Origin of the sequence: Marivirga atlantica (assembly GCF_016734805.1) — a bacterium.
GTDB classification, from domain to species: Bacteria; Bacteroidota; Bacteroidia; order Cytophagales; family Cyclobacteriaceae; genus Marivirga; species Marivirga atlantica.
The window spans coordinates 11844-38119 of the sequence record NZ_JAERQG010000004.1 but is presented as its reverse complement, the minus strand read 5'-3'; the positions used below and the strand labels follow the sequence as shown (position 1 = coordinate 38119).

Here is a 26276-nt window from a genome sequence, read left to right as displayed (position 1 = left end):
AAGAAGTTAAATTTTATAAACTTTGTCATTAGTAATTGACTTAACAATAATAGCATGGAAATAGTAGGAAAAATTATAGATATACTAGAAGAGCAAAGTGGGAATGGTAGAAATGGTGAGTGGAGAAAGCAGAGTTATATTCTTGAAACACTAGATCAGTACCCTAAAAAAGTATGTATGGATGTTTGGGGTGATAAAATAGATACATTTGATCTTAAAAAAGGAGAACAGGTTACGGCCAAAGTAAATGTAGAAAGTCGTGAATTTAACGGCAAGTGGTATACTGATGTTAAAATATGGGCAGTAGATAGACAAGGTGGTGCTTCCACAAATATTGCTCCCGTTAATGCTGCAAATGATTTCCAGAATCAAGGTGCTCAACCCTCAAGTGGTCCAGAAGAAGTGCCACCACCAAGTGCTGATGACGAATTACCTTTCTAAATCATACTAAAATTAAAGGGAGATATTATGCTGAGAAGCTCTTATCTCCTTTTAAAGCTTGATCCTCTACCAAACAGGCCGCCACCTCTTTTTGGTTTGATGTTAAATTTCTTACCACCGATACCAAAAAGTCGGTTAAAGAAATCCCCTTGAATGTAGAAATCAGCTTTGAGGTTTACTATCATATAAAAATCATCGTTGTCAGGATTACCACGCGTTGCATCTAGATCAGCATTGTTTGGGTTGGACAATGCAAAAGCAGTTAACTCTCTATCATTATTTGCATAATCGAATAGCTCCGCATCTGAATAATCTGGTCCACTCACATCATCCAAATAGTCTGTAAAAGTTATCCTTTGAGAAATTTCAGCTGAAATATCTAAAAATTCTGTCACTTTTACTCTTACACCAATTCCTACAGGAACAACAACAGCGAATCGGCTATAGTCATTAGGTCTCTCAGTGTCGTATTTTGCCAATGAAACTGTTTGACCTGCATTAGGAACAGCCACTCTTCCGTCTACTGGTAGCACAACTGAATCAGGAACTGTAGCTCTTGGGTCGAAATAAAGACCTCCTATTCCAGCGAAAATGTAAGGGTTGATGAGTTTTCTTTGAGTAAAGCGAGAAGTCATAGGAAACAGACTTACACTTAGAGTTGAACTTAATTCAATGTTATTTGAAACAAAAGACAGGCCTCTTTCTCTCGTGTTAAGCTCTTGATCGATCTTTCCGTCATCTCCTGACATTTGAAATAACAATAAGTTTGTTCTCAAATTTAGCCTATCAGTAATACGATAATGAATACCGCCTTCTATATTCAGCTTAGTATCAAAATAACTTCCGGGATTTGTTAAGTCACCTAAAGCACGTGCATAACCTACACCTCCAGATGCCACCCAACGTCTATTAATTCTTCTGTTGTAGAAGCTTTGTGCGAAGGCCTGATCGGCAACAACTATTAGTAGAAATATGATAAATAACTTCTTCATACAGTTCTGTTATCTACAAATATATTAAAAATTAAGGATAATAAATTTTAGATACTAGTTTTCTGAATTCCTTTCTATTGAATTAGGTGTAATACTTAGTCAAACAACCAATATTTGAGAATAAGTTTTGATAAAAACAGAATATTATTGTCATCTTTGAAATTAAAGCAATCGTAATAGTTAAATGATGCTAAAATTAGCAGCTGTTGATATAGGTTCTAATGCTATCAGATTACAACTTACAAGATGTTCTATTTTCGATGGTAAACCTACCTTTAAAAAATTAGAATATGTAAGATTTCCTTTACGCTTAGGACAGGATGTATTTTCGGTTGGTCGAATCTCTAATGAGTCACAAAAGAAGTTTCTAAGGCTCATGGAGGCATTCAAAATCCTCATTGATCTTTATGAAGTAGATGATTATATGGCTTGCGCTACTTCTGCAATGAGAGATTCCGATAATGGACAAGACTTAGTGGAACAGGTTAAGGAAAGAATTGGTCTGGAGATTGATGTAATCGATGGTGAAACGGAAGCTGAAATCATCAATAAGGCTATTTTTCCTTATATGGATAACCAAACTTATTTACATATTGATGTAGGAGGTGGTAGCACTGAGCTAAATATTTATGTAGCTCATGAGAAAATTGCTTCCAAATCATTTCAGCTAGGATCTGTTAGGAAGTTGTCGGATATAGATAATTCTAGTGTTTGGAATAAAATGAAAAGTTGGATTGCGGGTGAAATGAAACCTAGTTTTGGAAAAGTGCACGCAATAGGTACAGGAGGTAATATCAATAAGGTGTTGGAAATGGCTAATAAAAAACCTGGAAAATTGATTTCATTAAAAAAGGTTAAAGAAATGCAGCAATACATTGCTAGTTTTAACATGGAAGAAAGAATTAATAAATTACAGCTTAATCCTGATAGAGCTGATGTGATTATACCTGCTCTTGATATTTACATGAATGCAATGAAATTAGCAAAAGCCCCAAGTATTCTTGTGCCTGATAGTGGCATGAAAGACGGTATGATGCAGATGATGTGGGAGAGAAATAGATTGACCTAAAGGAAGGTGATAAAATTAAGGGTTTCTGCTGATATTGAATTTGTATTTAGAAATCATAAGTAATTAAACCATAAAATTGTCATTAATAATAGCAGGTAGAATCAAAATAATTAAGTTTGTAAGGTCTTGATGAGAAATATGAAAGCCAAAATTACTCTTTTTATACTCAGTATTTTTATACTGTTCAGTTCGTGTGTTCCTAATAAGAAAATTGTTTACCTGCAGCACCCCAATGATCCAGAGTTTGGTCAAATTGAAGAATCTGACAGTATTATTAGAACTTATCAATCATTTAATAAACCTTACGAACTTCAGCCAGAAGATATTATCTCTTTAAGAATCGCCAGCTTAACACCGTCTGAATTTGATTTTGTAAAGAAATATGAAGAACAGTTAGGTATAATACGAAGGTTAAACCAATATAATCAAGGAACCGCAAATGGTGGTAATCAAAATATGCGTATGCAAGGCTTGGGTAGTGGTGGTAGCGGAGAGGACTCGGGCCTAGCCCCCATAATGCTAGATAGGCAACAAACCGGATTTGTTTTAGACAGAGAAGGATATTTAGAACTTCCCGAAATTGGTCGTGTGCGATTATCAGGGTTAAGTATACCGGAGGCAGAAGAGCTGATTCGGAAGAAACTCATTGATTATTTTGAAACACCTGTAATAAGGATACAATTGCTAAGCTTTCATTTTACAATAATAGGAGAAGTAAATAGTGAAGGTCGTTATACTTCTTTTGACCCTGAAACTAATGTAATAGATGCTATTACCCTAGCTGAAAATTTAACTGATTTTGCAGACAGATCAAGTTTAAAGGTAATTCGATTTCAAGAAGGTGAAACGAAGGTCTATTATGTTAATACCTTAAGGGAAGATTTAGTGGCACAGCAAGGTTTCTATTTACAACCTAATGATCTAATTGTAGTACCTGCACTAAGGGCAAGACAATCGCGTAATTATCTATTACCTACCACAACTAATATTATAGGTATCACGGCCTCTACGTTATCACTTGTTTTATTAATTTTTAATTTAAGTCAATAATTAATGAACGAATTCGACTTTCAAGAAGAGGTTGTAAAGGAAGAAAAGCCCATAGATTTCCTCAAATATTTATTGAAAATTCTTAGGCGTTGGCCTTTCATATTACTCTTTTTCATTTTCTCAACCACACTTGGTATACTATATAATAGATATGCAAATCCGGTTTATTCGATAAAGGGGCAATTTATCACCAAAAAATTTAGCGAGAATAAATCAGTCATCCCTGGTTTAGTTGATGCGGGTTATTTTTTAGGTGGAACTCAAGAAGTTTATGAAGAGATTCCACTTTTGAAATCCAATGATAAAATAGAAGAGACAATAAATAGACTAAATTTTCGGGTAAGTTATTTCGCAGAAGGCTATGTGAAAACGGTAGAGCAGAAAAGTGGTAATGGCTACCAGGTATTAATTGACTCAATTTATGGAGAGAATTGTCCTTATGGGGTTAAAATTTTTGTAAATAAAAAAACAGATGAAACTTTTAAACTAAATGTTGTTGGTGATGAAGTATGGGAGAATTTTTTAGAAGAAAGAACTTATAATTACAATGAGAAATATAGAATAGAAGATTTACAGTTTGAAATTAAAGATGGTAATAGATCGGCTTCTACAGAACAAAACAAATATTTTTTTATAATTAACAAGAGAGAAAGCTTAGTTAATGAATATAAGAAAAGATTAAAAATCTCATGGAAACAACAAGGTTCGGCCATTTTAAACATGGAAATGGAAAGTGTAATTCCTGAAAAGGATATACAGTTTATGAATACATATTATGAAGTGGTTGAGGAACTGGGGCTTAAAGAAAAGAACCAAAATCTCGAAAACACCATCAATTTCATCGATGAGCAGATGGCTATGATCTCGGATTCCATTATTCAATTTCAAGAGACTATTGATCGGCTACAATTAGAAAATAGAGAATTAACACTTGGCAGTCAGACTATATTTACGAAGCTGAATGATTTGGATGAACAAAAGGCAGAGGTTTTATTACAGGAGCGCTATTATGAATATCTGAAATCTTATATCAAAAATAATAAGTCTTCAGAGATTTTCGCTCCTAGTCTAATAGGGCTAGATGCTCCTTTGTTAAATGATCTTGTGGTTGAGTACATTCAGCAAAAACAACAAGATAAACTCTTTAAGAATAAAGAGAATTACAAAAATCCTTTAGTCAATAGGCAGGATAGCCTTAGAAGACGCCTTGAGAAAAATATTTTTGAGGCCTTGAACAGCTATCAGGAAGTTAATAGTGAGAAACTAGCTGATATTAATAGTAAGAGTAATTTTCTAACAGGTTCAATGAGTGATTTGCAAGGAGAGCTGAGGGAATTAAGTCAGGCCAGAAGGTTATATGAACTCAACCAGAATCTTTTTGACCTTTTCTTACAAAGAAAAACTGAAGCTGCTATCTCTAAAGCTTCAGCCACTTCCGATTATCAGTTAATTGAAGCTCCTTCCTATTCAAAAAATCCTGTACGACCTAATGCTGAGCGTAATTTGTTAGTAGCAATGGCGTTGGGGTTATTATTACCTATCGGGTTCTTTTTTATCAAGGACTTTACTAATCCAAGAATCATGGATAAAGATGATCTGGATCGTAACTCTGATATTCCACTATTAGGAAATATCGCACATAAAATTGTAGATACAGATACCATTGTAAAAGATAAACCGAAGTCATTGGTTGCTGAATCATTCAGGGCATTAAGGGCCAATATGAAGTACTTACAAGGTAAGGATAAGAATCAAGCTAAAACTTTTATGGTTACCTCTTCAGTAAGTGGTGAGGGTAAAACTTTCTGTTCACTCAATCTGGCTTATACCCTGGCTGCTTCCGGAAGAAAAACCCTGTTAATTGGAGCGGATATGCGTAAGCCAAACTTAACAGACTTCATTGAAGCCTACCCTGATAAAGGTTTGAGTGAATACTTGGCCGGTTATGCGACAAGAGAAGAAGTGGTGATCAAAGGAGAAACTAAAAACTTGTGGTTCGTGGGAGCAGGAGCTGTTCCACCAAACCCTTCAGAATTGCTAGCAGGTGACAAGATGAATCAGTTTATGATTGAGGTAAGAGAGGAGTTTGACGCTATTATAATTGATACTTCTCCAGTTGGTTTAGTGGCTGATGCAATAGAGTTATTACCACATATAGACCATACTTTGCTTATTGTCAGACAAGGAGTAAGCATGAAGCAAGCCTTATCTATGGTGAATGAATTGTATAATGAGGGCAAAATCAAACCAATGTCGGTAATTTTTAATGATATTCAGCTACGTAAAAAGGGATATGGCTATTATGGTGGTTATATTTATGGTATGGGCTATGGTGGTTACGGCTATGGATATTACGATGAAGATAAAGAGCGGAAAAAAAATCTGTTTAAACGAAGTTGATCTCTCGGTTTAGTGAAAGTAGAGTGTACTTATTAAGTTAGAAGGTAATTAATTATTGCAAATGCAATTAGTAAATAAAAAAATATTAGTCACTGGAGCTGATGGCTTTATTGGAAGTCATTTAACTGAAAAACTTCTTAATGAAGGATGTCAGGTTAAAGCTTTTGTTTACTACAATTCTTTCAATTCATGGGGGTGGTTAGATACACTACCGAAAGAAAAGCTTGAGAAAATTGAGATATTTTCTGGTGATATTCGTGATCCCAATGGGGTAAGGACAGCTATGAAGGATGTGGATGTGGTTTTTCACTTAGCTGCTTTAATAGCAATTCCTTTTAGTTACCATTCCCCTGATTCTTATGTAGATACTAATGTTAAAGGAACTTTAAATGTAGTGCAAGCAGCTAAAGATTTGGGTACGGAAAGGGTATTGGTTACTTCCACTTCCGAGGTGTATGGTACAGCTCAATTTGTTCCTATAACTGAAGAGCATTCTAAACAACCACAATCCCCTTATTCAGCAAGTAAAATAGGAGCTGACTGCATTGCGGAATCTTTTTATCGAAGCTTTGATTTACCCATTACTATAGTTAGGCCTTTTAATACTTATGGTCCACGACAATCTGCCAGGGCTATTATCCCAACCATTATTTCTCAATTGCTTAAAGGAGAAACAGAAATCAAATTAGGGGATTTAAGACCAACTCGTGACCTGCTTTTTGTAGAAGATACAGCAAATGCTTTTATTGAAATTGCGAAATCAAAAAAAACGATAGGGGAGCATATTAATATAGCCACAGAATCAGAAATAAGCATGCAAGAATTAGCGCAGGGTTTAATAGATATCATTAATTCTAAAGCGATAATCATAACCGATGAAGAGAGGTTACGGCCTGAAAAAAGTGAGGTGTTTCGATTATTCGGTTCAGCTCAAAAAATTAAAGAATTAACCAATTGGAAGGTTCAATATAATTTAACCGCTGGATTAAATGAAACTATCAATTGGTTTTCGAAAGAAGAGAATTTGAAAAATTATAAGTCTGATATTTATAATATTTAATGATCAATTCCTCTAATATTATTGTAACAGTATTTCATGAGGGAGTAGCGAATTATTTCCAAGATTTTATTTCTTCTGTTAAATCTCAATTAACAAATGACTATCAACTATTAATTTTTAACGATAGTAAATATGATATATATGTAGATAATTTAAGCGGAGTTGAGAATCTTTCTGTCATAAATTTTCCTAACAATTTAAATATTCTGGAAAATAGAATTTGGATGATTAACTATCTTCAAAGAATTAGTTGTGACATTATTCACTTTATAGATGCAGATGATACTATAAACACAAATTATTTAAGTTTATCGTGTGAGTTGCTTAATGGATGTGATTTAGTTTGTCATGATTTTAACCTGGTTGACAGGGAGCATCGATCCATTGAAGCTAACTACTGGCAGGAAAGGTTTGAAAGTAATCCAGCATTGATACCTTCTGAATTTATTAAAGATAAAAACATAATTGGTCTTGGTAATACTTCAATTAAAAGGAGTCTTCTTGATAATTTAGAGGTTCAACAAAAGCTCGAAACTACTATTGCTGACTGGTTTATTTTTACGCAGATACTTTTAGCTAAAGAACCGAAAATTTTATTTACCTCCGAGGCTGTTTTTAACTATCGACAGCACAATAATTTAGCTAACCTTTTGCTAGACGATTTTGATAGTATTATTCAAAAAATGAAGATGGTGAAGGGTCATTTTGAAGCTTTGCAAAGCATAAATATAAACCGGTATGATGGCTATATAGGGCGGTTTGATGATTTATTGACTAATTTTAATGTAGCATTGTACAGTAAATATAAGGAAAATAGAATAAAGCTAAATTTCTTTTGGTGGGAGGAAATATTTAAAATATTAACATATTATGAAAATAGATATAAAAGGTAGAGAAATTCAAAATTACGCTAAACCATATATCATAGCAGAGCTTGGTTCTAACCATAACGGAGATATGGAGTTAGCCAAAAAGCTTATAGAGAAAGCTAAGGCATGTGGGGCTGATTGTGTGAAATTTCAATCTTGGAGTAAAGACACCATTTTCTCTAAGAAGACCTATGAAGAGAACTATTTTGTAGCTGACGACTATAGAAATCGGACCGACCATACCCTTGAATCTATAGTGGAGGAATATAGTATTTCCGCAGAAGAGCTTTTACAAATGAAAGCATTTGCCGATAATATTGGTATTGAATGCACCAGTACCCCCTTCTCTCCCGATGAAGTTGACTTTTTGGTAAACGAAATGGAAACTCCCTTTATTAAAACGGCCTCTATGGATTTAAATAATTATCCATTTTTGACCTATATAGCTAAAAAAGGAAAACCAATTGTGCTGTCTACGGGCCTTAGTGAGTTATACGAAATAGATAAAGCAATTAGAACCATTGAAGAAGCTGGTAACTATAATATTATCATACTGCATTGTGTATCAATTTATCCACCGAAAGATGAGCAGGTGAATTTGAGACGTATAGAAAGTTTACAGAAACTTTACCCTAATTATCCTGTAGGATTTTCAGATCATACTTTAGGTTTTGAAGTACCTCTTGCTTCTGTTGCTTTAGGAAGTTGCTTAATAGAAAAACATTTCACTTTAGATAAAGAAATGGAAGGGTGGGATCATAAGGTTTCAGCAAATGAGGAAGACTTAAAAGTGATCGTTGCTGGAGCGAAAAAGATATGGAAGGCCATGGGCACTAGTAGAATCTCAGTACAGGAAGATACTGAAAGAAAAGAGTCATTCAGAAGAAGCATTGTACTTAAAAAAGCATTGAAGAAAGGTGAAGTAATTACCAGAGACATGCTTGACTTTAAAAGACCAGGAGAAGGAATCGCTCCAGAGCACATTGATTGGGTGGTTGGAAGAACTACTAAAGCTGACATAAAAGCTGATTTTCCATTACAAAAAGAAGACTTAGTTTAAGTTATGCCTAAAACTGTTGCCTGTATTATTGCGAGAACCACTTCCCAGAGATTACCGCTAAAAGTATTAAGGAATATTTATGAAGAGTATTCAATTTTAGAGTTTTTGATCAATAGAATTAAACTTTGTAATAAAGTAGATGATATATATATATGTACATCATTTGAACCTGTTGATGATATATTAGAGGATGTTGCGAAAAAAAACAATGTTAAGATCCATAGAGGGGATCCAAATAATATTATTGAGAGAATGATATCAGTTTCTAAATTAGAGAATGCTGATATTTTATTGAGAATAACTGGCGATAATCCTTTAACCTCATATGAATATATTGACATTCAGATTAATAGCTTGGTCCTGAAGAAATTGGATTATATAAGATTGATAGATGTACCTATTGGAGCTACGGCAGAAGTAATGACTACTAACGCACTAATTCAATGCAGTAAAGATATGAATCAAGAGTACAGTGAATATCTAATGTTGTATATGTTTGAGCCCAACAAAAGAAAGTGTGGGGTAATTAAACCTTTTGATAAAAATTATTCGCATGAACTAATAACTGTTGATGTTCATGAGGATTTACAGAAAGTGAAAACGATATTAGAAAAGACATCAAAAGGACTAAAAATAAAATTAGCTGAAATGCTTAGGTTCTTTTCAGATCAACCAAAAACAACGGATGATTCTGTTATGATCAAGTTGCCCGAAAACAAGTCTGTAAGTTTAAAAGAGTTTAACTTAGATATGGAAAGAAGAGTAAGCGAGGCAATAAAAATTGAGATATGAGAAGTGATTTTTATTTTTATACAGAAACCGCTTTTCATCATCAAGGAGAGGTGGAATACCTAAAGGGACTTGTAGACCTCTCAAAAGAAGCTGGTGCTAATGGAGTTAAGTTTCAAGTTTTAACAAAGGTTGAAGAGTTTATCAGCACTAATCATACAGCATTTGATACTTTGTCTGGCTTTTGTCTAACAGAAGAGGAATGGAGTTCTGTGTTTGATCATTGTCTCAAACAAGGCTTAGATATTATTGCAATGCCTTTGAATATTTCATCCTTTAAACTTTTAGAAAATTTTAAAATAAGGTTTATTGATATTCATTCAGTATCGTTTAATGACGAAGCGTTAAAGCATGCTGTAAAAAATACTATGATCCCTGTTCTATTAAGTTCAGGAGGTAGAACGCTTGAGGAATTAGATCAACTCTATTCTTTTTTTGGCGCACAATTAAAGGGATTATTGGTAGGCTTTCAGGCTTTTCCTAGTAAACTTGAAGAAGTCAAGTTATCCCGTATTACCTTCTTGAAAAATAAGTTTAAACGCCTTGAGATCGGTTATGCTGATCATAGTGAGCATAATAATGAAGACGGTATTGAAAGCAATTTATATGCTCGTTTACTAGGAGCATCAATATTCGAGAAACACATCACTTTAGAAGAGGGTGATTCGGATAGAGTAGATTATATATCCGCAATAGGGCTAGATAAACTTAAACTGATTATTAGAAAACTAAAAAGGCTAGATAAAATAACAGGGGCTGAAGGCAAAGATCTATTTAATATGCCTGACTCCGAGTTGACCTATAGGAATAGGGAGTTAAAGGTAGTTTCGAAGCGTCCGTTAGTTAAAAACACAACATTAAAACCTGAAGACCTTTGCCTTAGAATGATTGATCAGCCAAATGGATTTTCCAGAATTGAAGAAGTAGTTGATCGACAAATTGCAGAAGATCTAGATCAGTATACTCTAATATTAAAAGATAAATTATTATGAAATGGCTTAATATTTCTGAAAATAATTCATTTGAAAAAGCTGTTGAGTTGCTCGATCATAATGGTACAGGCTTTCTACCTGTTGTTGATCAACATAATAAATTGATCGGGGTTATTACAGATGGAGATTTACGAAGAGCAATTTTAGCAAAGAAAATAGCCGATGTAAAGCAGATCATGAATGCTGATCCTATTACCATGCCTTCAGGAACATCTCATGTAATAGCAAAGCGAAAGCTCAAACAAATCCATAGAAGACAAATGCCACTGGTTGACGAGCAGGGTAAGTTAACAGAGGTAGTTTTATTAAATGACTTTGATGTAGCGCCAAAAGAGGAGTGGGTAGTTATTATGGCTGGAGGCTTGGGTAGTAGATTAGGAGAATTAACCAAAGATATTCCAAAACCAATGCTACCTATTGGAGGAAGACCCATGTTAGAACACATTATCGATAATTTTAAAGAATTCGGATTCTATAAGTTCATTCTTTGTGTTAATTATAAAGCTGAGATAATTGAAAATCATTTTAAGGATGGGACAAATTTTGGCATTGAAGTAAGATATACTCACGAGAATAAGAGAATGGGAACAGCAGGTCCACTGAGCTTAATTGACTTTGATATTAGTGATAATTTATTTGTTGTAAATGGTGATTTAATCACATCTATAGATTTTAATGACTTTTTGGAATTTCATTTAACACAAAAAGCTGATGCTACTATGTGTGTAAAAAGCTATTCAAATGAAATACCTTATGCTTGCATTAATGCTGATAGTGACAATAATTTATTGGAAATTCAAGAGAAACCGAGCTTTAATTATCATATAAATGCTGGAATGTATATTGTAAATAAAGACCTATTAAAGCTTATACCAAATGATACCTTTTATGATATGCCCACTTTATTTGAAGAGGCTTTAGGTAAAGGAAAATCAGTAAAAATCTTTAGAATGGATGATTATTGGCTGGATATCGGACAGCCTTCAGATTACCAGAAAGGCAATAATGATTTAAAGATAAAAGGATGATCTTCGATAATTTTAATTTTATCCATAAGTATTTAAATGATTCTGAAGTTATAGATAAGTTTATTTCAGAAAATAAATTCGCCTCTGGTAAAATAAACATAAATTCGCATATACATGCTATAGGCTTAGCTTATGAAACAAAAGATCAAGAAGATCTACTATGGGAAGCCCACCGAAAATACATTGATTTACACTATATTATAGAGGGAGAAGAGCTTATTCATGTTGCTAATATAAATAAGATGGAGGCATCAAATGATTACCAAGATGACTATCAACTGTTTAAGGGTGAGCCTGATCAACAAATTTTGTTAAAGGCCGGTGATTTTATTCTGCTATATCCGCATGAAGTACATAAAACTTCGATAACGTTTGAAGAACAATGTGCTGTTAGAAAATATGTTTTTAAATTACCTTTTACTAATTGAAAAAAGTATTAATACTGACCGATTCGTTAGCTCTACCGAGGGAAAAACCTGAGTACTGTGGACATGAGAATACTTGGCCTCAATTATTAAATAAGCACTGCCAATTGCATCAAGTTTCATTAGGTGGCGGTACGGTTCAAGATTTAGTAAGACAATTAGAGTACCATAAGCTTTTTAATCCTGATATTATTATTATACAATCTGGAATTGTTGATTGTGCTCCGAGGGCATTATCTTTACTTGAATTGAAGTTACTTCAAAAGATTCCTTTTTTTGGTAAAAGGATATTAAAATTGGTGCAAAAGAACTCTTATTACCTACGAAAGAAGAGAAAGGTATATTATACAAAAGCAATTTTGTATCAAAATTCATTAAATAAAATTAAGTCTTTCTTTCCAGAAGAAGATGTATATGCTCTTTCTATATTACCTTCAAATGTCAACTATGAATTAAAAGTGCCAGGTATCACTAAACAAATAAGCCTTTATAATGAAATATTGAAACTAAAATTTAAAGGGAATTTAATTAATGTTCAATCAATACCATCTGAAGGAATAATGTCTGATTACATACATCTAAATGCTCTAGGGCATTCCTTCGTATATGAGTCAATAATGAAAGCTATATTTTAATGATAAAAAAGCTTTTTTCACACACTGCCATTTACGGTTTAGCTCCCCAAATTACCAAAGTAGCTAGTTTTTTTTCACTTCCATTAATTACACAAGAATTAACTGAATTAGATTATGGAGTCTCAGCAATAATAGGGGCTTACACTGGTGCAATATCAGTTTTCGCGGTATTAGGTTTAAGGGTTATACTTGTAAACACTTTTTTTAAATCTAAAAATCAGTACAAATGGGCCTGGAGACAGATTTATGGTTTCTTAACAATTTGGAATTTCATATATGCTTTGATCTTAGCTTTATTATTATTAGTAGTAATTCCTCAAGAAGCTTCTGAAAATAGATGGCTGATTTTATTTTTAAATGTAACGCCATTAGTTTTTTTTGGTCAAACTAAAACCATTTGTTCTACTTATTATCAGTTAAAACAAAAGCCGTTTCAAATTGCTATCAGAAGTTTAATCTTTGGGTTGCTGTCTATAGGCTTGAATGTATTATTCATTGTTTACTATAAACAAGGTTACATGGGCTGGTTCTATTCTAATTTTATTGTGGGCATAATAAATAATATTTCATTTTTCATTCCGCTTAATTTAAAATTAAAAATTACCCCAATCTTTAATTTTAAGTGGAAAACCATCAGAAAGTATTTAAAAGTGAGCATTCCTGTTGTACCACATTATTATTCAAGCTATTTGTTGAATAGTTCAGATAAAGTTGTAATGAATGCGCTAAATGTGAGTACAGGAGACGTTGGTAAATATGGTGTTAGTTATACAGCTGGTAATATAATGCAAGCTTTAAGTACAGCATTGACAAACGCAGTAGGGCCCTTGTTAGCCAGTAACTATGGAGAAAAAAAGTACAATGAAGCCCGATACCTTACTTTTATTTCACAAATCACAATGTTCTCAGCTACCTTCATATTGGCTTTGTGGGTTAAGGAGATTTTTCAGATTTTGATCAGGAATGAGAATTTGGCTTCAATGTATTATTTGGGTGTTATAATAGTTATGTCTTACAATTACAGACCTATGTATGTGGGAGCTAATTCCCAATTGATGTTTAATGAGAAGACACATATACTTTGGAAAGTATCTTTCATGGCAGGTGTAATCAACATTATATTAAACTTGATTTTGATACCTTTATTTGGTTTCGAGATAGCAGCAATTACTACGTTTGTTTCTTACATGTTTATGGGATATACAGGATTTCTACTACGTGATTACAGGAAACTAAATCCATTAAATTATTTTCCTTTTATATGGCTTGTCATCACTATACTTTTGACTTTTTTTGTTTATCAATTGAAGGATATTTCAGTAATTAATAAAGCTTTAGTAACTATAGCCTCAATTACACTTTTTGGATCAATAGTGTTTTTTTTGAATAAAAAATTAAATGGAATTTCAACGTAGAATTGACCTTATAGAGAAACTACAAGGTTTAGAGCAAAAATATCAGGTTGAACTATGGGAATTAAATCACGTGAAAATTTGGCCTCTGATTAAGAAGCTTATTTTTTTTAATTCCTTTAATAATGATAATAGTTCTAAAAAAGTCAATAGTATTAAAGTAAATAAGTCAAAGCTCTTCGTTAATATAAATAAGACCTTCGGTTTAATTCTGAAAATTGGTTTTTCTTACATAAAGAGGTTAACAACAAGAATTCCACATACAGATATTGTTTTTTCTGGAGCGTCAAACTACAGGATAAACTATAAGGATAATAGTTTAAACCGTTATTTCGACCCTATCTTGGATTCGCTTTCAAAGGATAATTTACTGTCAGGTATCTTAACTGATTATAACTCATTTCCGAAATCAGCAATTTATAAAAAATTTAGAGTTATAAATCTGACGATCTTTTACCATTCGTTTCTAAAATTCAGAAATCTTAAATCTGAATGGGACTATTTAGTGAAAAGTAATTCTGAGTTTGATAATTTTTTAATAGATATAGAATCACTCGAAATTATTAAAGCCTCAAGATTAAGAGAACAACTAACTAGCTCCTTAAATAAAATACTTAATTGGAAATCTCTGTTTAAATGGGTTTTAAGAAAATCTAAGGCAAGATTAGCATTTGGTCTTTGCTATTATAATACACAAATGTATGGGATGAATCTAGCCGCTAACGAATTGGGTATCCAATCAATCGATATGCAACATGGAGGTCAAGGGCCTCTTCACGTTGCCTATAACATTAATAAACATCCATTAAAAGGATATGATTTATTACCAGCTGTATTTTGGGTATGGGATGAATTTTCGGCTAATCAATTGACTAAATATTTCAATAATAGTAATTATAAAATAATTAGGGGAGGTAATCCGTCTATGTCTCTTTATAATGATGACTTATCTTTAGTTGATAATCAAAATGACAAACCAAATATACTTATAACCCTTCAACCTTTAGACGAGTTTCTGCCTGAATATATCTATAGAGTTATTAGGAATACTTTAGAGCGTTATAATTGGTGGATAAGATTACATCCTCGAATGAAGGATTATCAAATAAAAAAGTTAAATCAAAAACTCGAATATTTTAATATTTATGAAGAAGTTAAAATAACAGAAGTTTCTTCCTTTCCATTAGCTAAAGTACTTGATAAATCTGACTTACATATTTCAAAATTTTCAGGAACAATAATTGAAGCTGCCTTGGTAAATGTTAGATCAATTATAATTGATCCAGTAGGGATACAGTCGTATACTGAATTGATCAATAGTGGTTTAGCATTTGGTTTTAGCGATGATCATAATGAATCTTTTGAAAAGTTAATTGAAGATAAATTAAAGAGTAATGCAATTCTCAAAAAAGAGGTCCTGGTAGATTATAAAAATACACTCTATAATATTATGAAATTTAAGGTTTAAAGGATTATGATTTGTTCTAATATTGTTCATTCAGAATCACTTGGAATTTTTTTATAAAAAATATAGTGGTGCAATGATTTAGTTTTTACAACTAATGACAAACTATTCCTTATGGATAGAAAAAAAATGTTTTTTACAGTAATTATGCCTGTCTTTAATAAAGAGAATCACCTTGTAAGGTCGATCGAATCAGTATTAAAGCAGTCTTTTGCAGATTTTGAGCTACTTATTATTGATGATGCTTCTAAAGACAACAGTGTTCATATTATTAATTCATTTACTGATCCACGCATAAAAGTTTTTAAGCGTGAAACTCCAGGTGCCGGAGGATATGCTGCTCGAAATTTGGGTATAGAGAAAGCTAGTACAAATTGGATTTGTTTTTTAGATGCAGATGACGAATACAAGTATAACCATCTTGCTAAGTTATATGACGCTATTATTGACTATAATGCTATTAGCGTTTTTGGTACTTCCTTCGAAATAGCAGATCAAAAAGGGGTGAGAAAGAATAGATATTATCTGAAGACTAAAACCTCTCAGGAAATTGACTTCAATGAATTTTTGATAAATAAACCGTTTCATACCAATACGATTTGTATTCAGAGAGACTTATTAATGGATGCTGGTTTATTTCCAGGTGCTGAGTTTAAAAGAGGAGGGGATACTGATACTTGGCTTAGAGTAATGCATATTGCTCAGAAAGCCTTCTTTATAAGGGCCATTACTTCTACCTATTATAGAGATTCTGAAAATATGGTTACTAAGACAACAAAGTTGGATGTAAGTAATCATCCTTTATACTTTAGCTGTAAAGATTTATTATCTAAATATGATGATTTAAGAACAAGAAATAATCTTAAGAGGCATTGGAATAACTCTGCTCTACCTTATTTTAAGAATATTGCAAAAAAGAGAACTATTAAACTTAATGAATTACAATATTTTTACTGGTATAATTTTAAGTACTCAAAGAAAGTAGTTTTCTATTTTATTTATTCTTTAAAACATTTTTTCAGTGTCTAACTACATTATTTTCATAGGTTCTTTGAAAAAGGGAGGGGCGGAGAGAAATGCTGCAATGCTCGCCAATCATTTGTGCAATCAGGGGCATTATGTTAAACTTCTAATGCTGTCTCCGGAAATAGCCTTTGACCTGGATAAAAGGGTAGAAAGGAAAATTTTAGGTAAAGAAAAGTATGTTTTCAGGAGCCTTAAAATATTACATATTTGGTTTTCATTATTTATCCAGGTTTGGAAAGTAAAACCAAGAAGATTAATTACTTTGTCCCGAATAAGTGGAATATTAGCTGCTCTTACCATGTATCCTAAAGCAATAGTTAGATTTGATGCCTATCCACTAATTGGCTATAAAAAATACAAAGAATGGCAGTTTTGGATTTTTTATAATTTCCCTTTCGTAAAATATGTCGTTTGTCCTTCGAAAGAATTATTAAACGATGTTAAGAATTACTTTATGAATAGTAGAAAGCTAAAACAGATATATAATCCTGTACCATTAATAAAAGATAAATCCGTAATAGCTTTTCAGCATGAAAGACCTTATTTTGTCGTTGTTTCGAGATTAAATCGACAAAAAAATATAGATCAACTCATCGAAACCTTTTATTCTTCGAAGGCCTATGTTTCAACAGATTTATTGATTCTTGGTGATGGTGCTTTACGTAAAGAATTAGAAGAGAAAATTGAGAAGATGAAGTTAGGGAACGTTGTACGTTTATTGGGCTTTATTGAAGACCCTCTACCCTATATGAAGGGTAGTATTGCACTATTAAATGCTTCATTAAGGGAAGGATTTCCGAATGTAATGGTGGAATGTTTGAGTGTAGGTACTCCTGTTATAAGTTCAAGAACAAAAACAGGACCTTCTGAGATTATATCGCATGGTGAGAATGGCTATTTGTTTGATATGGGTGACTATAATAGACTAAAATTTTTCATCCAGAAAATAACAGATGATGCTGGTCTCTTAAGTACTTTAAAAAACAAATGTGATGTTGGATTAGATAGATTTTCTCATAAAAAAGTTATGGCAGATTGGGACAAAATATTGTAATGAAAAATAATACAAAAATTCTTGATTGCACGCTACGAGATGGCGGTTACTACACAAACTGGGATTTTGATAAACAGTTGGTTGAAACTTATTTCAAGTCGTTTAATGAGTTGCCCGCAGAATATTTAGAAATAGGCTACAGAAGTATTCCTATGAAGCATTATCTGGGAGAATATTTCTATTGTCCGGTTTTTCTAATGGAAAAGGCAAAAGCCTTATCTGACAAGAAACTGGTTATTATTTTGAATGAAAAAGACATTAGAAAAGAGCATGTAAAGGATTTATTGTCACCCTGTAAAGGCTTGATAAGCATGGTCAGGCTGGCTATAGATCCTGTGAACTTCACACGAGCTTTGGGTTTAGCAGAGGCAGTAAAAGCTTTGGGCTTTGAAGTAGGATTTAATGTGATGTATATGTCTAACTGGTCAGAGCAAAAAGATTTCCTTAATCAAATCCAGCATGTATCAGGCTTAGCCGATTATTTTTATATGGTGGACTCTTTTGGTGGAGTATACCCAGAAGATGTAAAAAATACCTTTGAACTGGTTCGTTCTAAAACTGAGGTTAAAATAGGTTTTCATGGCCATAATAATCTAGAATTAGCTTTGGTAAATACACTAACGGCAATGGAATGCGGGGCAGATATAGTAGATGCTACAGTCACTGGAATGGGGAGGGGAGCTGGTAATCTTAAAACCGAATTGCTGTTAACAGCACTTAATGCTAAAAGTGATTTGGAAGTTGATTTTAATAGCTTGAGTAATGTTGTAGCCTCATTTGAAACACTTCAGAAACAACATGAGTGGGGTACCAATCTTCCATATATGGTGTCAGGAGCCAATTCTCTTCCTCAAAAGGAAGTAATGAATTGGGTAACACAACGGTTTTATTCCTTCAATAGCATTATAAGAGCATTGCAAAATCAAAAGGATAATCAAAAGGATAATCAGAAATTAGAGACATTTGAACCTCAAAGATCTTTTGATAATGTTATTATTATAGGAGGTGGTCCTAATGCTACTTTACATGCAGATGCCGTAAAGGAATTTATTGATAGAAATGACCATACTTGTATTATCCATGCCAGTAGTAAGAATGCAGGATATTATAAAAATGTATCCGTAGCACAGTATTTTTGTTTAGTAGGTAGCGAGGGTCATCGTTTAGAAAAAGTTTTTGAAGACCTTGGTGGATTTTCTGGAGAATGCGTGTTACCACCTTATCCAAGAAAAATGGGCACTTATATTCCTCAGGCATTAGAAGGTAAAAGTTTTGAACTAAAGGAAATTACCATTACTAATTTGGTTAAAGATGCTCATACAGTTCTGGCCTTGCAAACGGCCCTTTGCTTAAATGCGCAAAACGTCTACTTAGTAGGTTATGACGGTTATCAAGAGGGGTATATTACTAAAACAGAATTAGCTTTGTCTAAAGAAAATGAAGGTGTTTTTCAGGATTTCTTAAAGAATACAGAGATGGGAATAATCTCCTTAACACCAACTCATTATAGAAATATTGAAGTTGAATCAATTTATTCTCTGTTGAAATGAGTGATTTTGTGAGCTTTTTCCTGCCTATCAGAAAGGGTAGTCAAAGGGTGAGGAATAAGAATACCAGAACCTTTGCAGGTATTGAAGGAGGAATAGTAAGGCTAAAATTGAAGCAGTTGCTTGAAGTTACAAGGCTTAATTGCATTGTGCTGTCAACCAATGATGAAGTCAGCATAGATATCGCAATGGATTTAGATCCATCTGAAAGTAAAATAAAAGTTATTCATAGACCCGAAGAGTTATGTCTGGATAGTACACCACTTAGTGAATTAATTAGGTATGTACCAACTATCATTAAAGAAGGACATATTTTATGGGGTCATGCTACTACACCTTTTGCAACTGCTGAAGTTTATGATAATGTAATAAATCAATATTTTAAAAAGGTGGGAGAGGGATACGACTCACTGATTACCACCACAGAATTGCAAAATTTCATTTTGAATAAAAGAGCTGAAATCATCAATTATGAGCATTCAGAAGGGAAATGGCCAAGAACACAGGATTTACCAATTTTATATGAAGTGAATCATGCAGTATTTATGACTTCGAGAAGAGTTTACCTTGAAAAATTAGATAGAATTGGTAGCAAGCCATATCTTTTTACTCAAAATAAAATCGAATCTTTTGACATTGATTGGGAGGAAGATTTTTTAATTGCAGAAGCTATTTATGATAAACTTTACAGGAATTAAAACCATTTTCTGGGATTTTGATGGCGTAATTATGGATTCTATGCCAATAAGAGATCAAGGATTCTTGAAAGTCTTAAAGGATTATCCTGAAAAACAGGTCAATAAATTAATAGCTTATCACAAAGCAAACGGTGGCTTATCGCGCTACGTGAAATTTAGATATTTCTTTGAAGAGATTAGAAAGGAAGATGTAAGTGATGAGGAAATTCAGGAATTAGCTATGAGATTCTCTTTGATTATGCTGGAGAACCTAAAAAAACCTGAGTTTCTTATTAGTCAAACCGTAAATTTTATCAAGCATACTTATGAAAACTATAAGATGTTTATAGTGTCCGGTTCAGATCAAAAAGAGTTGCGTCAAATTTGCAAAGCGGTAGAGATTGAGAAATTTTTCAAAGGGATCTATGGATCTCCAACTGCAAAAGATGAATTGGTTAAACACTTAATAGATACGGAAAATATAGAATCTGCTACATCTATTCTAATTGGAGATTCTGTTAATGATTTTGAGGCTGCAAAAGTAAATGGAATAAAGTTTTATGGTTTTAATAATCCAGCTCTTACTACAGTTAGTAAAAATTATATTAGCAAATTCTCATGAAGTGGATTAAAGCTATTCTCGGTTTATTGATAATGCCTTTTAAAATTAGAATCTTCAAGCCGAGTAAGATTTATTACGGAAAAAAGGTGGCTGTAGTTGGGCCTGCAGATTCGGCATTTGATCATGAAAATGGTAATGTCATTGACAATTATGATTATGTCATAAGATTAAATAAGACTTTGATCACGTGGAACCCTGAAAACGAAAAATACTTAGGCTCTAAAACGGATATTTTAATTCATAATTTTTACGAGAACGTGGATTCAGGTGGAGGCGGTCCATTGGACTGGAAACTATTCAAAAAATTTGGAGTAAAATACCTTATTCAACCCCGCTATGACAAAAAGGGTTGGCGGCTCATGTTTAATTATTTTAAAAAATACTTAAATACAAAAGAATCAATATATGTATTGCCTAAAAAGCTTTTTAACAGTATAACTAGAAGCTTTGGGAGCTATCATCCAACAAGAGGTTATTATGCACTACATTCTGTTCTTAGTGTGCAATGTGAGGAGATATTGATTACCGGTTTTACATTTTTTAAGACACCTTATGCAAAAGGTTATCGTGATAATGTTCGAGATATGAAGGCAAATCAAAAACATATTGAGAATCAAGGATTACATGATGTTGAAAAGGAATATTTAAATGTCCTTGATTTAATAGAGAAAGCATCAGCAAAAAATATATTTGTAGATCAGAAGCTTTATTCAATTATAGAGAGTGATAACTTGGAACTAGCAAAAAAACTTAAAGTTATCTAATAACAGCTGATTATAATTCTTTTGAAAGCTGTCATGTGACAATTCCAAATTAAAGATATAATGTATCATAAGAATATATATTTAGATACCATAATAGAGCAGCAAAAGCTAATTTACAACTGTCTTGGTCAGTGTTTGAGCAGTAAGTCTAAAGTTGCTCTGCTTGATTTTCCAAATCACAATAATGTTGGCGATAATGCTATTTGGTTAGGTGAAAAAGCAGCTTTAAAGAAAATAGGAGTTGAAGTTGTTTATCAATGTGATATTTATACATTTTCGGAAAAAGCTTTACACAAAAAATTAGGAAAAGGAGGAATTGTACTTTTACATGGTGGGGGTAATTTAGGAAGTGTTTGGCCAGAACATCAAAATTTTAGAGAAAGAATTATTTCAACTCTTAAAGATTACAGTATTATTCAATTGCCTCAGAGTGTTTTTTTTGATAATGATGCTGAAAAATACAAGTTTGGTAAGGTGGCTAAAGAACACCCAGATTTAAAAATTTTGGTAAGAGATAAGATAAGTTTTGATGTTTTGAATGAATTGAATTTACAAGTAGAGCTTTGTCCGGACATGGCGTTTGCTTTAGGAGCTTTGTTAAGAAAAGGTAAGCCAAAAGTAGATGCTGTTTGGTTGTCTAGAACTGATCATGAGTCAGCTGGTCACAGCATAGAAAATACAAGATTTAAAATTGAGAAGCTAGACTGGCTTATGGGGGAGCCTGGTAGGTACTATTCTAGATTTAGTCCGAAAATAACCGTTCGAATCAGACGACTGGTTCAAAGAATATTTAGAAACTCCACCTTTGTTCGTAATAAATTATGGAAAATTAATGCTAATCAGTTTGACCTCTTAGCTCAAAGAAGGTTAAATCGAGGTATTCGGATTTTGAGTCGAGGAAAGATTATTATTACAGATAGATTACATGGTCATATTATTTCCACCTTGATCGGAAAGCCACAATTACTCTTTGATAATCATTATAAGAAAATAGGAAATTATAGAGCTTGTTTTGAGCCAGATCACCAAGCAATATTTTATGATCCAACTAAAAAATCAGATTTGAAAAAAGAGATTTCTAATCTACTGGCTATTTCTGACCAAACTAATTATGAATAAAGGTAAAATTAAAGTCCCTTTATTTACACCAAGTTTTTCAAGACTGAGGGCTGATGCCGTGTGGGTTACAATAGCAAACTGGGCAGAGGGAATTGAGGATAAATATGGTAATGCAGAGGTTATTGCCGGAGGTTATTCATTTGCATCAAGCGAGATTAGAGCAAAATGTTTCTCCAAGAGTGTTGAGAAAAAGAATAGTAAAAAAGTAAGCGGATTTCGTAAATCGAGTTTAAGTAAACTAGCAGAGACATTTATAAAAGACTTGCGCTGGTATTATGAAGAGATTAAATCTATAGATATTAATGTTGAGCGTTTCAGTAATGCACCTTTTGTTTGGCAGCATCATGATTTGTTTCAAACGAAAGGGTTAGAAATTGCCAAGAAATTAGGAAAACCTTCCGTCCTCTTTGTAGATGCACCATATGTCTGGGAATCAAAGAAATGGGGAGTCCACCGATTAGGTTGGGAGTGGTTTTCTAAGAAATGGGGGGATGCTAAGCCTTTAAAGATGGCTGACCTGGTTTTAGTAGTGAGTGAAGAGGTAAAAAGGTCCGTAATTGAATTAGGTGTAAATGAGAATAAAATTATGATTACACCTTGCACTGTTTCTAACAAGAGATTTGATGAAACGGATGCTGCAGGAGTGCGTAATTCTTTAGGATTAGAAAATAGCTTTGTAATTGGGTGGATAGGTAGTTTTCGTAAATTTCATAGTCTTGATCTATTGATCGGGGCATTTGAATATATATCCTCATCGAAACCAAATGCAAAATTATTATTGGTTGGAGATGGTCCTGAACGTCTAGGCCTTCAGGAAAAAGTTAATGAACTTGGCTTGGATGAAAGAGTGATATTTACAGGTAATGTACCTCATAATGAGGTTCATAATTACATAAGTAGTTTTGATTTGGCTGTGCTGCCTTCTAATTCTAATGAAGGTTTTCATTATTCTCCCTTGAAGCTTAGAGAGTTTTTTGCTGCAGGAGTACCTGTTATTGCTTCTGCTATGGGAGACGTTAAACATGTTATTGAAGATAGTAATGGTGGCTGGTTGGTAGAACCCAAGAGCAAGGAAGCTATAGGGCAAATGATACTTGACCTTGAGCAGGATAAGGAAAGTTTGATGGCAGCCAGTTTAAGGGCCCGTGAATATGCGATAAAGGAAATGGGAGTCTCAAAACAAATTCGAATGATCGAGGAGTACTTTGGTATTTAGCCTTGATTATCCATTGAATTGGTCAGAGTATTAAATAAAATGAATTCTACTTTTTCACCTTAAATGACCCCTCTAATTAATATTAACACTAAAAAATTGATTAAGAATTGAAAATCCTACAGATCATTCAAAGGCCACAATTAAGAGGAGCAGAGATATTCGCTTGCCAACTTTCATTGGAGCTTCAAAAACTTGGACATGATGTAGATATACTGATCTTATTTGGTGAAAATAATGGAGAACTCCAATATGACCTAAACTACATAAGTTTGGGGGCTATACAAAATAAACGATTCTGGGATTTTAAAGCTTATAAAAGATTGGCTAAAATAATTCGAAGTGAGGGTTATGATCTGGTACAGGCGAATGCGGGTGATACTCTTAAATATGCTGCGCTTTCTAAAATGTTATATAAGTGGAAGGCAAAGCTGGCGTTTAGGAATGCGAATAAGATGTCTGACTTTATCAAATCTAAAGCTCATTTATGGTTAAACCAGTTTTTCCTCAATAAGATGGATTTTGCCATATCTGTTAGTGAAAATTGTCGGCAGGATTTAATTCGTTTATATCCAAAGGCTAAAGCTATTACAGCTACTGGCACCATAGGTACTTTTGATTTTAGCCAGCTAGAAGTAATAGAAAGGCTTTCTCAAAATAAAGTTTGGATTAATGTAGGCTCATTCGTCAAAGAAAAAAACCATAGTTTTCTAATGGAAATCTTTGCTGAATATTTAAAGGAAGACAACGGTAATGAATTATGGCTGATAGGAGATGGGCCACTGAGGAATCAATTGAATGAGCAAGTTGTAAACTTAGGAATAGAGAAAAAAGTAAGGTTTTTGGGTTATCGAAGTAATGCTGTAGCTTATATTAAAGCAGCTGATATAATGGTAATGCCTTCAAAAATAGAGGGTTTACCAGGTGTTATTCTGGAGGCTCTTTCTTGTGGGAAGCCAGTCATAGCTTCAGAAGTAGGTGGAATTCCAGAGGTGGTGATTAATGATCAAAATGGTTATATAATTAAAGCTTTCGATAAAGCCGAATACATCTCAAAAATCCATAAAGTTTTAACAAATCAGGAACTAAGAAAGAAAATGAGTCAAAATGCTAAGAACCTGATTCAGGAGGAATTTATGATGCCTAAAATAGCAGAGCGCTTTGAATCTATCTATCACCAAATATTACAGCTTTAATAACTCCATACTTGCAGGAAGGTAGCATTTGAGTAAACGCTAAGATTTTTTCCTTTCAGTATTTTAATGTCTCTTTAACTCTAATAAAGCTGAATTTTTGATAATCAGTCTAATTCTTGTAAATATCCCGAATCTAATGGATTCAGTACAGCCTTTCTCTTTGCCGCCCTCATTCGTGCTCTAAATTCACTTTTCTTTTGATCGTCATATAACTGAATGATCACAAATAGGAATAAAATCATCACCTGACTTTTCTGTCTGATAGCAATTCCTAAGTTACCTGATATCTGAGCTAAAGCTATTGAAACTGTAATAAAACTAAAGAATGAAGTCTTCACTGCAAAATCTCCCTTCAAAATAAAAAATAAACCACCTCTAAATAGGAATGTCAAAGTGACTAGAAGTAAAAAAACGTTTTCAAATGAAACTATGATACCTAACATACCAGGTGCATCAAAAAATAAAGGCCTAAAAAGAAAAGTAAATACTTGCTCTGGTAAACTCATACTGGTAATATCTAAGCCTGAGGTTGCAGAGGATAACTCTCTTGCTCTATGACTCATATTAAGTCCTTCTTCTAGAAAGGTTTCCTCATTAACTCCAACCATCCTAAAGACATCTTGATATATGAATGCCAGACTAAATGCTGCAATTAGAATCATAATTAATTTTAACCCCCAACCAACACCTTTGGTACTGAACGTGAATCCTATTAATGAAGAAGCCAATATGACCAACAAGATATGAGGACGAATGTGGTAAGTAAGTAGTGCGCCTATTATTAAAATCCAATACCTTTTAGGTATATTATTAAGCCCATAGAATAGCAGCCCAATTCCTAGAAAGATAAAAGAACCTTTACCAAATGAACCTGACCAGAAATGAAGGTTGGGTAAAAGGAAAAATAGATGGAATAAATCAAACCCAAATAGCTTGTTCTCGAATATAATTCTTTCTCTAAAAAATTTATAAAAATAGATGAAGCCTAAAAAACCCAAAAACGAAAACAAAGCCATCATAGCTTCATAAGTGAATCCTAACCCATGCACAAAGGGGAAGCCAAACCACTCAATAAATGTGGTAGAGGTACCATAAAAATCTGACCATTCCGGTCCTCGGTAGTATTCTATGATTTTACGGTAATAGTTGCTTGAATCAGAAGGATTGAAAACGGCATAGATATAGTAAACAAATGATAAAAATAAATGATACCAAAAAAGCCTTTTTAGAAATTTATTATCCTTTCTACTATGGTTAGGTAAAGGTGAATTATTCTTCCTTCTTCTTACCGGCATCATTCGGTCTATCACCTGCATGGAGATAAAGTAAGAGAGCGTAATAATAAAGATGCCGTATAACATACTTCAAAAG

The 26276-nt window shown here is 33.2% G+C and carries 25 protein-coding genes; 23 read left to right on the top strand and 2 right to left on the bottom strand.

Translation table 11 applies throughout. From position 1 onward, the window contains the following. Positions 1-54: 54 nt before the first annotated feature. A complete protein-coding gene (locus JKP34_RS14435) occupies positions 55-441 on the top strand; it encodes a DUF3127 domain-containing protein (RefSeq protein ID WP_201922995.1) in 387 nt (128 codons plus the stop codon). A gap of 41 nt (positions 442-482) precedes the next feature. Here JKP34_RS14435 and JKP34_RS14430 read toward each other — a convergent pair whose 3' ends face one another. Further along, the gene (locus tag JKP34_RS14430) at positions 483-1433 is read right to left on the bottom strand and encodes an outer membrane beta-barrel protein (RefSeq protein ID WP_201922992.1); all 951 of its coding nucleotides are present in this window, start codon (positions 1431-1433) and stop codon (positions 483-485) included. Between the two features lie 187 nt (positions 1434-1620). Between JKP34_RS14430 and JKP34_RS14425 the strand changes: the two genes are divergently transcribed. The 22 genes from JKP34_RS14425 (at position 1621) to JKP34_RS14320 (ending at position 24905) form a co-directional block, all read left to right on the top strand. Further along, positions 1621-2502, top strand: coding sequence for a Ppx/GppA phosphatase family protein (locus tag JKP34_RS14425; RefSeq protein ID WP_201923948.1), 882 nt, complete (start codon positions 1621-1623; stop codon positions 2500-2502). 129 nt (positions 2503-2631) lie between these two features. Next, positions 2632-3552, top strand: coding sequence for a polysaccharide biosynthesis/export family protein (locus JKP34_RS14420; protein WP_236665015.1), 921 nt, complete (start codon positions 2632-2634; stop codon positions 3550-3552). Positions 3553-3555: 3 nt separating this feature from the next. Further along, on the top strand, positions 3556-5952 hold the full coding sequence (locus JKP34_RS14415) for an exopolysaccharide transport family protein (protein WP_201922986.1): 2397 nt from the start codon (positions 3556-3558) through the stop codon (positions 5950-5952). Positions 5953-6013: 61 nt separating this feature from the next. Continuing rightward, positions 6014-7012: an NAD-dependent 4,6-dehydratase LegB gene (locus tag JKP34_RS14410; RefSeq protein WP_201922983.1), complete on the top strand. Its 999-nt coding sequence runs from the start codon at positions 6014-6016 to the stop codon at positions 7010-7012. After that, positions 7012-7905 carry a glycosyltransferase gene (locus JKP34_RS14405; protein WP_201922980.1) on the top strand — a complete coding sequence of 298 codons (894 nt, stop codon included), beginning with the start codon at positions 7012-7014 and terminating at the stop codon, positions 7903-7905. Before JKP34_RS14410 ends, JKP34_RS14405 begins: the two co-directional genes overlap by 1 nt. Then, entirely contained in the window at positions 7883-8941 is a 1059-nt protein-coding gene (locus JKP34_RS14400; RefSeq protein WP_201922976.1) for an N-acetylneuraminate synthase family protein, read from the top strand. Before JKP34_RS14405 ends, JKP34_RS14400 begins: the two co-directional genes overlap by 23 nt. Positions 8942-8944: 3 nt before the next feature. Continuing rightward, positions 8945-9733 carry a cytidylyltransferase domain-containing protein gene (locus JKP34_RS14395; protein WP_201922973.1) on the top strand — a complete coding sequence of 263 codons (789 nt, stop codon included), beginning with the start codon at positions 8945-8947 and terminating at the stop codon, positions 9731-9733. Next, a complete protein-coding gene (locus tag JKP34_RS14390; RefSeq protein WP_201922971.1) occupies positions 9730-10722 on the top strand; it encodes an N-acetylneuraminate synthase family protein in 993 nt (330 codons plus the stop codon). Before JKP34_RS14395 ends, JKP34_RS14390 begins: the two co-directional genes overlap by 4 nt. Beyond that, positions 10719-11750 carry a nucleotidyltransferase family protein gene (locus JKP34_RS14385; protein WP_201922968.1) on the top strand — a complete coding sequence of 344 codons (1032 nt, stop codon included), beginning with the start codon at positions 10719-10721 and terminating at the stop codon, positions 11748-11750. Before JKP34_RS14390 ends, JKP34_RS14385 begins: the two co-directional genes overlap by 4 nt. Further along, positions 11747-12178 (top strand): YhcH/YjgK/YiaL family protein, encoded by a 432-nt coding sequence (locus tag JKP34_RS14380; protein ID WP_201922965.1) that lies wholly within the window; start codon positions 11747-11749, stop codon positions 12176-12178. Before JKP34_RS14385 ends, JKP34_RS14380 begins: the two co-directional genes overlap by 4 nt. Beyond that, the gene (locus JKP34_RS14375; protein ID WP_201922962.1) at positions 12175-12810 is read left to right on the top strand and encodes a hypothetical protein; all 636 of its coding nucleotides are present in this window, start codon (positions 12175-12177) and stop codon (positions 12808-12810) included. The genes JKP34_RS14380 and JKP34_RS14375 overlap by 4 nt, the downstream gene beginning before the upstream one ends. Then, positions 12810-14225 (top strand): lipopolysaccharide biosynthesis protein, encoded by a 1416-nt coding sequence (locus JKP34_RS14370; RefSeq protein ID WP_201922959.1) that lies wholly within the window; start codon positions 12810-12812, stop codon positions 14223-14225. Before JKP34_RS14375 ends, JKP34_RS14370 begins: the two co-directional genes overlap by 1 nt. Beyond that, on the top strand, positions 14209-15690 hold the full coding sequence (locus JKP34_RS14365) for a hypothetical protein (RefSeq protein ID WP_201922954.1): 1482 nt from the start codon (positions 14209-14211) through the stop codon (positions 15688-15690). The genes JKP34_RS14370 and JKP34_RS14365 overlap by 17 nt, the downstream gene beginning before the upstream one ends. A gap of 111 nt (positions 15691-15801) precedes the next feature. Continuing rightward, the gene (locus JKP34_RS14360) at positions 15802-16716 is read left to right on the top strand and encodes a glycosyltransferase family 2 protein (RefSeq protein WP_201922951.1); all 915 of its coding nucleotides are present in this window, start codon (positions 15802-15804) and stop codon (positions 16714-16716) included. Then, the gene (locus JKP34_RS18370) at positions 16709-17767 is read left to right on the top strand and encodes a glycosyltransferase (RefSeq protein ID WP_201922947.1); all 1059 of its coding nucleotides are present in this window, start codon (positions 16709-16711) and stop codon (positions 17765-17767) included. Before JKP34_RS14360 ends, JKP34_RS18370 begins: the two co-directional genes overlap by 8 nt. Beyond that, positions 17767-19317 carry an aldolase catalytic domain-containing protein gene (locus JKP34_RS14350; protein ID WP_201922944.1) on the top strand — a complete coding sequence of 517 codons (1551 nt, stop codon included), beginning with the start codon at positions 17767-17769 and terminating at the stop codon, positions 19315-19317. Before JKP34_RS18370 ends, JKP34_RS14350 begins: the two co-directional genes overlap by 1 nt. Further along, entirely contained in the window at positions 19314-20012 is a 699-nt protein-coding gene (locus JKP34_RS14345) for an acylneuraminate cytidylyltransferase family protein (protein ID WP_236665014.1), read from the top strand. Before JKP34_RS14350 ends, JKP34_RS14345 begins: the two co-directional genes overlap by 4 nt. Then, positions 19990-20613 (top strand): HAD family hydrolase, encoded by a 624-nt coding sequence (locus JKP34_RS14340; RefSeq protein WP_201922941.1) that lies wholly within the window; start codon positions 19990-19992, stop codon positions 20611-20613. Before JKP34_RS14345 ends, JKP34_RS14340 begins: the two co-directional genes overlap by 23 nt. Next, positions 20610-21377, top strand: coding sequence for a glycosyltransferase family 29 protein (locus JKP34_RS14335; RefSeq protein WP_201922938.1), 768 nt, complete (start codon positions 20610-20612; stop codon positions 21375-21377). The genes JKP34_RS14340 and JKP34_RS14335 overlap by 4 nt, the downstream gene beginning before the upstream one ends. Before the next feature lie 60 nt (positions 21378-21437). Beyond that, positions 21438-22496 carry a polysaccharide pyruvyl transferase family protein gene (locus JKP34_RS14330; protein WP_201922936.1) on the top strand — a complete coding sequence of 353 codons (1059 nt, stop codon included), beginning with the start codon at positions 21438-21440 and terminating at the stop codon, positions 22494-22496. After that, on the top strand, positions 22489-23712 hold the full coding sequence (locus JKP34_RS14325; RefSeq protein ID WP_201922933.1) for a glycosyltransferase family 4 protein: 1224 nt from the start codon (positions 22489-22491) through the stop codon (positions 23710-23712). Before JKP34_RS14330 ends, JKP34_RS14325 begins: the two co-directional genes overlap by 8 nt. 107 nt (positions 23713-23819) lie before the next feature. Further along, on the top strand, positions 23820-24905 hold the full coding sequence (locus tag JKP34_RS14320) for a glycosyltransferase family 4 protein (RefSeq protein ID WP_201922931.1): 1086 nt from the start codon (positions 23820-23822) through the stop codon (positions 24903-24905). 104 nt (positions 24906-25009) lie between these two features. Here JKP34_RS14320 and JKP34_RS14315 read toward each other — a convergent pair whose 3' ends face one another. After that, entirely contained in the window at positions 25010-26266 is a 1257-nt protein-coding gene (locus tag JKP34_RS14315; RefSeq protein ID WP_201922929.1) for a hypothetical protein, read from the bottom strand. Positions 26267-26276: the final 10 nt, after the last annotated feature.